Raw genomic sequence first — 1,967 nt, 5'->3', positions numbered from 1 at the left:
CCGGACCAGCAACACTCCCGACAGCGCGGACCATTTTCCCATGCTTGAAAAGACCTACGACGCCAAAACCGTCGAGCCGAAGATCGCCAAAGTCTGGGAAGAGGCCGACGCGTTTCGCGCCGGTGCCGGCGCCGAGGAGGGGGCGGAAGCATTTACGATCGTCATCCCGCCGCCGAACGTTACCGGCTCGCTGCATATGGGCCACGCGCTCAACAACACGCTGCAGGATATATTGGTGCGCTTCGAGCGAATGCGCGGCAAGAACGTCCTGTGGCAGCCGGGCATGGACCATGCCGGTATTGCCACGCAGATGGTTGTCGAGCGGCAGCTGATGGAAAAGCAGATCCATCGCCGCGACCTGACCCGCGAGCAGTTTATCGAGAAAGTGTGGGAGTGGAAGGCCGAATCCGGCGGCGCCATCTTCAACCAGCTGAAGCGGCTGGGCGCCTCGGCCGACTGGTCACGCGAACGCTTCACCATGGACGAAGGCCTGTCCAAAGCCGTGCTCGAAGTGTTCGTCACGCTCTACAAGGAAGGGCTGATCTACAAGGACAAGCGCCTTGTGAACTGGGACCCCAAGCTGCTCACCGCGATCTCCGATCTCGAGGTCGAGCAGCAGGAGGTCAATGGCAATCTCTGGCACTTCCGCTATCCCATCGAGGGCCAGGTCTTCGACCCGGAAAACCCAACAACCTTCATCACCGTGGCGACGACGCGCCCGGAGACGATGCTGGGCGATACGGCCGTCGCCGTGCACCCTGACGACGAGCGATTCCGGCATCTGGTGGGCAAGAACATCGTCCTGCCAATCGTCGGTCGCAGGATTCCCGTGGTGGCGGACGAGTATTCCGATCCGGAAAAGGGTTCGGGCGCGGTCAAGATCACGCCGGCGCATGACTTCAACGACTTCGAGGTCGGCAAGCGCCACAAGCTGCCGGCGATCAATATCCTGACCACGGAGGCGGCGGTGAGCCTCAGGAACAATGAGGATTTCCTTGCCGGTCTCGAGGTGACGCCGGAGCGCCAGCTTGTCTGGGACGAACTCGATGGCCTCGATCGCTTCGTCGCGCGCAAGAAGATCGTCGAACTGATGGAAGAGGGCGGCTTCCTCGAAAAGGTCGAGCCGCATCGCCACGCGGTGCCGCATGGCGATCGCGGCGGCGTGCCGATCGAGCCGTTCCTGACCGAGCAGTGGTATGCCAATGCGGCGGAACTGGCCAAGCCGGCAATCGCTTCCGTGCGCGAAGGTCGCACGAACTTCGTGCCGAAGAACTGGGAAAAGACCTATTTCGACTGGATGGAGAACATCCAGCCCTGGTGCATCTCGCGCCAGCTGTGGTGGGGTCATCAGATCCCGGCCTGGTACGGGCCGGACGGGCGCGTCTTCGTCGAGAAGACCGAGGAAGAGGCGCTGAGCGCCGCGATCGAATTTTATCTGGCGCTGGAAGGACCGTGGAAGGCCTGGGTCGAGGCCAAGCTGGAGAACTTCAAGCCGGGCGAGATCCTGACCCGCGACGAGGATGTGCTGGACACCTGGTTCTCATCGGCGCTGTGGCCGTTTTCGACGCTGGGATGGCCGGACGAGACGCCCGAGCTGAAGACCTACTACCAGACCGACGTGCTGGTGACAGGCTTCGACATCATCTTCTTCTGGGTCGCCCGCATGATGATGATGGGCCTGCACTTCATGGACGAGGAGCCGTTCCACACCGTCTATGTCCATGCGCTGGTGCGCGACAAGAACGGGCAGAAGATGTCGAAGTCGAAAGGCAACGTCATCGATCCGCTCGACCTTATCGACGAATACGGCGCCGACGCGCTGCGCTTCACCCTGACGGTGATGGCGGCGCAAGGCCGTGACGTGAAGCTCGATCCGGCGCGCATCGCCGGCTATCGCAATTTCGGCACCAAGCTGTGGAACGCGACGCGTTTTGCCGAAATGAACGAGGTCGCGCGCAATGACGATT

Annotated in this window: 1 protein-coding gene; it reads left to right on the top strand. The window is 61.9% G+C overall.

Translation table 11 applies throughout. The features are described 5' to 3' along the window. Window positions 1–40: 40 nt before the first annotated feature. Window positions 41–1,967 (top strand): valine--tRNA ligase (locus EN906_RS25610; RefSeq protein WP_127375468.1); only part of this gene is annotated, 1,927 nt, incomplete at its 3' end.

The sequence above is a fragment of the Mesorhizobium sp. M7A.F.Ca.CA.004.06.1.1 genome, assembly GCF_003999135.1.
Classification (GTDB): Bacteria; Pseudomonadota; Alphaproteobacteria; order Rhizobiales; family Rhizobiaceae; genus Mesorhizobium.
This window is presented reverse-complemented; position numbering and strand designations above follow the sequence as displayed.